This window comes from Burkholderiales bacterium, assembly GCA_013695435.1.
Classification (GTDB): Bacteria; Pseudomonadota; Gammaproteobacteria; order Burkholderiales; family JACMKV01; genus JACMKV01.
Genome location: JACDAM010000018.1, coordinates 1 through 5596 on the forward strand (window position 1 = coordinate 1; position 5596 = coordinate 5596).

Consider the following 5596-nt stretch of genomic DNA (forward strand, 5'->3'; position numbering starts at 1 on the left):
TTGCGGCTCCTTGCGAGGCAATAAGCATCGCTTCCTCGCCGCGCCTTGCCTGCGGACTTTCTGGGGGTAACGCACGCATGGAATTAGTGTAAACAGGCCCTAATTCAGCGTGAAGCTGCCGCGACCGCGTCGCGAATGATTTGCGCAAGACGGAGCGCGCCGGCGCCCGCTGCGTCGCGATCCGCGAACACCAGATAGAGCTGGACATAGCGCTCGCCGCCCTCGCATAGCGGAAGCGGCTTCAGCGTCCCCTCGGCCAACTCGGCGCGTATCTTCTCTTCCGGGAACCACGCGTATCCGTAGCCGGCGCGCGCCGCCGCCATCGAAGTCGCCATATGACTGAGGGTCCAGCGCTGCGTCGCCTCGATTGTTGGCGGGGTCGCGCGCTGCGTTCCAGACTCGCGCACCACAAGCTGGCGTTGCGCGCGCAGGTCCTGCATGGTGACCGGGCGGCCGAGTTGGTGCAGCGGATGTTCGGGGTGCGCGACGAGCACGAAGCGCAGACGCATCAATGGATCGCCCAGAAAGCCCTGCGGGACCCTTCCCGTGATCGCAAGATCGACCTGCCCCTGCAACAGCGCCTCAGGCGTGCCGCCGAGCACCGACTCGATGACTTCGATGCGGGTGTGCGGGCTCTCCTTGCCAAACCGGTGCAGGCATTCGAGCAGCAGCCAGGTCGGGAAGACAATCTCTACCGCGAGGCCGATCTCCGCCTCCCAGCCCGCGGAGAGTTTGCGCGCGGCGCGTTCAAGTCCGCTCGCCTCGTCGACCAAAGTACGCGCGCGGCGGTAGAGCAACGCGCCGGTCGGCGTGAGAATCGCCTTGCGTCCCTCGATCTCGAACGCCTTTACGCCGAGCAGCGATTCGAGCTTCTGCACCGCGTAAGTCACAGAGGACTGGCTTTTGTGGAGCGCCTCCGCCGCCTTCGCGTAGCTGCCGGAATCCACCACGGCAAGCAAAGCCCGCCACTGCTCCAAACTGATGTGGGGAGTCTGTTCCATCTACTAAGTAGATTGGTTAGACCGAATATTTGCGCTATTCAATCTAGCCAGTCAATCGTTAAATAGCAGGTTCGAACGCGCCTAATCGACGCCTCATGCTTTGGGCTGCGATTGGGCTGGAGCCCAATGGAGACAAATGATGACGAAAATCCTAGTGCTGTATTACTCGGCGTACGGCCACATCGAGAACATGGCGGGAGCGATCGCCGAAGGTGTCCGTGAGGCCGGCGCCGAGGTCGTGATGAAACGGGTGGCGGAACTCGTCCCGGAAGAAGTCGCGCGGAAATCAGGATACAAGCTCGACCAGGCGGCGCCGCTGGCGACCGTAAATGAACTGCCCGACTATGACGCAATCATTTTCGGGACGCCGACCCGCTACGGCAATATGACCGCGCAGATGAAAAACTTCCTCGACCAGACTGGCGGGTTGTGGATGGCGGACAAGCTGGTCGGAAAAGTCGCGTCCGTCTTCACTTCGACCGGAAGCCAGCACGGCGGCCAGGAGTCGACGATTCTCACCTTCCATCCGGTGTTGTTCCATCTCGGCATGATCGTCGTCGGACTGCCCTACAGCTTCAAGGGCCAGATGCGTGAGGACGAGATTACCGGCGGCACGCCGTACGGTGCTTCGACCCTGGCCGGCCACGGCGAGCGGCAGCCGAGCGCGAATGAGCTCGACGGCGCCCGGTTTCAGGGGCGGCACGTCGCGAGCATCGCGGCCAGGCTCAAAGACTGAGTCCCTGAACGGAGCCATTCCCGAAACACTTTGTAAGACGAACGACCGCTATCAAAGGAGCGATTACAAATGAGCGTCAGACACTTCACGAGTAACGATGCGAAGTTTTACCAGTACACCGACCGCGAGATCTTCGTTGGCGATGTCCTGGATTCATCGAACAGCGACACCATGAGCGTCGGCTTTTACCGGAAAAAGGAAGGGCGAGAAAAACGAATGGATCGTCACCTATGATGAAGCTCTTATCGTAACGAAGGGCGCCCTGACCGTGCGTTTTGCCGATGGCGCGAAAACCGCCAAGGCGGGCGAGGTTATCTTCCTCACCAAGGGCACGCAGATCGGCTACGAGGCCGCGGAAGACGACACCGAGGTCGTGTACGTGACCTATCCGCATTGGATGGACGCACAAAAGAAGTCGGAGCACGCCCACCTGCTCGATTCGTACCACCCTGCATGAGCGGCGGGCGTGGCGGGACAGCGAACATCGGCGGTTCGCTCTCCCCATCGAGAACACGACAGTGACGACATCGATCGACCTCAATGCCTATCTGGAGAGAATCGCTTACCCAGGCGAGCGCGCGCCGACCCTGGCGACGCTTGCAGCCATCCATGTACGCCATACCGAAGCCATCGCCTTCGAAAACTTGAACCCGCTCATGGGATGGCCAGTTCCTCTCGACCTTGAATCGCTGCAGAAAAAGATGGTGCGCGACGGCCGCGGCGGCTACTGCTATGAGCATAATCTGCTGCTCAAACACGCGCTCGAGGCGCTCGGCTTTCACGTGACAGGGCTGCTCGCGCGCGTTCTCTGGAGCGCGCCTGAAGGCGCAATCACAGCTCGCAGTCACATGCTGTTACGCGTAGACCTCGATCAGCCGTACATCGTGGATGCGGGATTTGGCGGCGTCACTTTGACCGGACCGCTTCGCCTTGTACCCGGCATCGAACAAGCGACGCCGCATGAACCGTTTCGCCTCGTCAAAGTAGACGACGAATTTATCGAAGAAGTCAGAATTCGCGAGGCATGGGTACCGCTCTACCGCTTCGGTCTGCAGAAAGCGTTTCTGCCCGACTATGAAGTCATCAACTGGTACACCTCGACCCGTCCCGAGACGCTTTTCGTGACTGAGCTGCTCGCCGCGCGGCCGGTGTCCGATCGCCGCTATGCGTTGCGCAACAATCAATTCACTGTGCACTATTTGAATGGGAGAACTGAGCGGCGCATCCTCGCGAATGCCGACGAGATGCGCGAGATTCTCCGAGGCCCATTCGGTCTGACCTTGCCTGATGCTCCAGAACTCGATGCTGCTCTCAAGCGGTTGACGGCGGCAGCCTAGCGCGAAGGCGAAATCGGGCTAAAAACACGGGTTTGCTCTGATCCGACGCCACATCGAATCTCGCGCCCGTTGAGGTGCCCCATCGCTGTAAAGGAAGGAATCCAGTGCGAAATCGCCGACTCTACGCGATAATCACGTAGACGCAATTCATCGTCGATCAAAGCTGGATCGCTTCGTTCAGGTTTGGAGCGGATCGCGGGCACTGTACTCCGCTCTTGAAAGCACCGGCTCTTGCGCCACCGACCGCAGTCCGGGGAGGGGTCGGCATGCTTTTTTTGGCGACACATTTGTTTCCGAATGATCCGACCGACAATATCGTTTCGCCTCTCGATCTTTGCTGCGCTGTTCGCCTCCGTATTATGCGGGTCGTATTCAGCTACGGCGTTCGCTTTCGACTTCGCCGATGTCGCGCAGCGCGCCATGCAGCTGGCCGCCGCTCCATTCAAGAATCCGCCGTCGAATCTGCCGAAGGAATTGCAAGCGCTGGATTACGACCGCTATCGCGATATTCATTTCAAGCCGGATCAGGCGTATTGGCGCAACGCCGGCTTGCCGTTCGAGCTTGCTTTTTTTCATCAGGGTTTCTACTACGACCAGCCAGTCAGAATGAATGAAGTCGCAGCGGATGAGATTCGTGAAATTCCGTTCAGTCCCGCGCTTTTCGACTATGGCAAAACGTCGCTCGATGCGCAGGAGATGCTGGGTCTGGGGTTCGCCGGCTTTCGCGTCCACTATCCCCTCAACACGCCGGCTTACAAGGACGAGGTACTGGTTTTTCTCGGCGCTAGCTATTTCCGCGCGATCGGCAAAGGGGGGCGCTATGGCTCGTCGGCGCGCGGTCTCGCGCTCGATACCGGAGTCATGTCGGGCGAGGAATTTCCGCGCTTCGTCGAATTCTGGATCGAGCGCCCGACGGCCAGGGCAAAAGAAATCGTCATTTACGGTTTACTCGATTCGCGGCGGGCGACAGCGGCTTACCGATTCGTTTTGAGACCGGGCGGCGAGACCGTGATGGACGTCAGCGCCCGGCTTTACCTGCGCGAGAATGTCGCCAAGCTCGGCATAGCACCGCTCACCAGCATGTATTTTTTCGGCGAGAACCAGCATCCCCAAAAAGAGGACTTCCGCCCCGAAGTGCATAACTCCGATGGCCTGTCGGTATTGACCGATACGCATGAGTGGCTGTGGCGGCCCTTGGTCAATCCGAAGCGCCTGCTGGTCACTTCGTTCGCGATGAACAATCCAGCGGGCTTCGGCCTCATGCAGCGCGATCGCAATTTCGCAAGTTATGAAGACCTCGAAGCCCGCTACGAACTGCGCCCGAGTGCATGGGTTGAGCCGCTTGGTTCGTGGGGTTCGGGAAGGGTCGAACTGGTACAGATACCGACCCAGGACGAAACCAACGACAACATCGTTGCGTTCTGGGTGCCTGACAATCCGCCGCCGCCGGGGCAACCATTCGACTTCGCCTATCGGCTGTCGTGGCAGAGCCGATCGGCGCAGCGGCCGGCATCTTCATGGGTCGCGCAGACGCGGCGCGGCCATGGCTACGTGCGCAAACCCGATGACAGCATCCTGCTCACGATCGATTTCGAAGGCCCGGTATTCGACAAGCTTGCGGAGGGAGCCAACGTGGCAAGCGTCGTCTCGGCCGACGGCAACGGCAAAATCCTTGAGCACAACATCTATCGCAATGAAGCGTCTGGCGGCTGGCGCAGCGCGATTCGATTGCGCCGCGTCGACGATGACAAACCGGTCGAGCTGCGCGCACATCTGCGCAGCGGCGATCGCGTCCTGAGTGAATCATGGAATTACATACTCCCAGTGCAGTAGTCGATGCGCCGCGCCCGGCGTCGCGCATCGAGCGTTATCTCGATCGCTTGCCGTTGCCGCCCGCGCTTCGCACCAAATGGCTTGCGGAAGCGAGCCGCTCCGGGCTCGTCGAACCGCGTGCGCAGATGACGGAGTTGCACGGCATCATCGCCGGGCGCGAGGTTGAGCGCGACGATCCTGCGTATGCGTCGATCGGACGGCGGCTTGCGCTCGGCTTGTCGGTATCGCAGAACGTGGACATCGGCGCCACGCCGCCGTCCACGCCCGCGACGCCGTCCACGTCCAACCGCGACTCTTGTGAAAATCAGCCGAAGACTGCGCGTTCTCCGCTTGCGATGGCTGCGACCGATGTTTATGGCCGAACGCGCCTCGTCACTACGCCGTCGATGAACCGCACATCGATGGCGCCCCGCCGCTTGATTTCGCACTTTCCTTTATTCGCTTCGATCAAGACGCGCTTGATGCACGAGCGGCGGCGTCCTCATGCGCATGAACGAAACGAAGACGAAGCTCCGTCGCGCGGCAAACGCGATGCCTGGTACGCCGCAGCGGCGGTTCGGCGCACGACGCTACTCTTCATAGTGCTCGCCCAGACCTATATCGCGACCAGCTTCATGACTGCCGTCCTGCCGTATCAGGGAAGTCAGTTGCTCGAAATCGCCGTCCTTATCCTGTTCGCGATCCTGGTC

The 5596-nt window shown here is 60.4% G+C and carries 5 protein-coding genes and 1 pseudogene; 5 read left to right on the forward strand and 1 reads right to left on the reverse strand.

From position 1 onward, the window contains the following. Window positions 1-104 precede the first annotated feature (104 nt). The gene (locus H0V78_01035; protein MBA2350405.1) at window positions 105-1001 is read right to left on the reverse strand and encodes a LysR family transcriptional regulator; all 897 of its coding nucleotides are present in this window, start codon (window positions 999-1001) and stop codon (window positions 105-107) included. Window positions 1002-1140: 139 nt separating this feature from the next. Here H0V78_01035 and wrbA point away from each other — a divergent pair, with 139 nt between their 5' ends. The 5 genes and pseudogenes from wrbA to H0V78_01060 all read left to right on the forward strand — a co-directional run. After that, the gene (gene wrbA / locus H0V78_01040; GenBank protein MBA2350406.1) at window positions 1141-1737 is read left to right on the forward strand and encodes an NAD(P)H:quinone oxidoreductase; all 597 of its coding nucleotides are present in this window, start codon (window positions 1141-1143) and stop codon (window positions 1735-1737) included. 69 nt (window positions 1738-1806) lie between these two features. Further along, window positions 1807-2194: pseudogene (locus H0V78_01045) on the forward strand (cupin). 61 nt (window positions 2195-2255) lie between these two features. Next, window positions 2256-3074, forward strand: a complete 819-nt coding sequence (locus H0V78_01050; protein MBA2350407.1) for an arylamine N-acetyltransferase — start codon at window positions 2256-2258, stop codon at window positions 3072-3074. 297 nt (window positions 3075-3371) lie between these two features. Beyond that, window positions 3372-4907 (forward strand): glucan biosynthesis protein G, encoded by a 1536-nt coding sequence (locus tag H0V78_01055; GenBank protein MBA2350408.1) that lies wholly within the window; start codon window positions 3372-3374, stop codon window positions 4905-4907. Next, window positions 4880-5596 (forward strand): hypothetical protein (locus H0V78_01060; GenBank protein MBA2350409.1); only part of this gene is annotated, 717 nt, incomplete at its 3' end. The genes H0V78_01055 and H0V78_01060, both read left to right, overlap by 28 nt.

Excerpts from the sequence above, each read along its gene's own strand:
- H0V78_01055 (MBA2350408.1), top strand. The coding sequence starts at position 3,372 with ATGATCCGACCGACAATATCGTTTCGCCTCTCGATCTTTGCTGCGCTG.
- H0V78_01035 (MBA2350405.1), bottom strand. The coding sequence starts at position 1,001 with ATGGAACAGACTCCCCACATCAGTTTGGAGCAGTGGCGGGCTTTGCTT.
- wrbA (MBA2350406.1), top strand. The coding sequence starts at position 1,141 with ATGACGAAAATCCTAGTGCTGTATTACTCGGCGTACGGCCACATCGAG.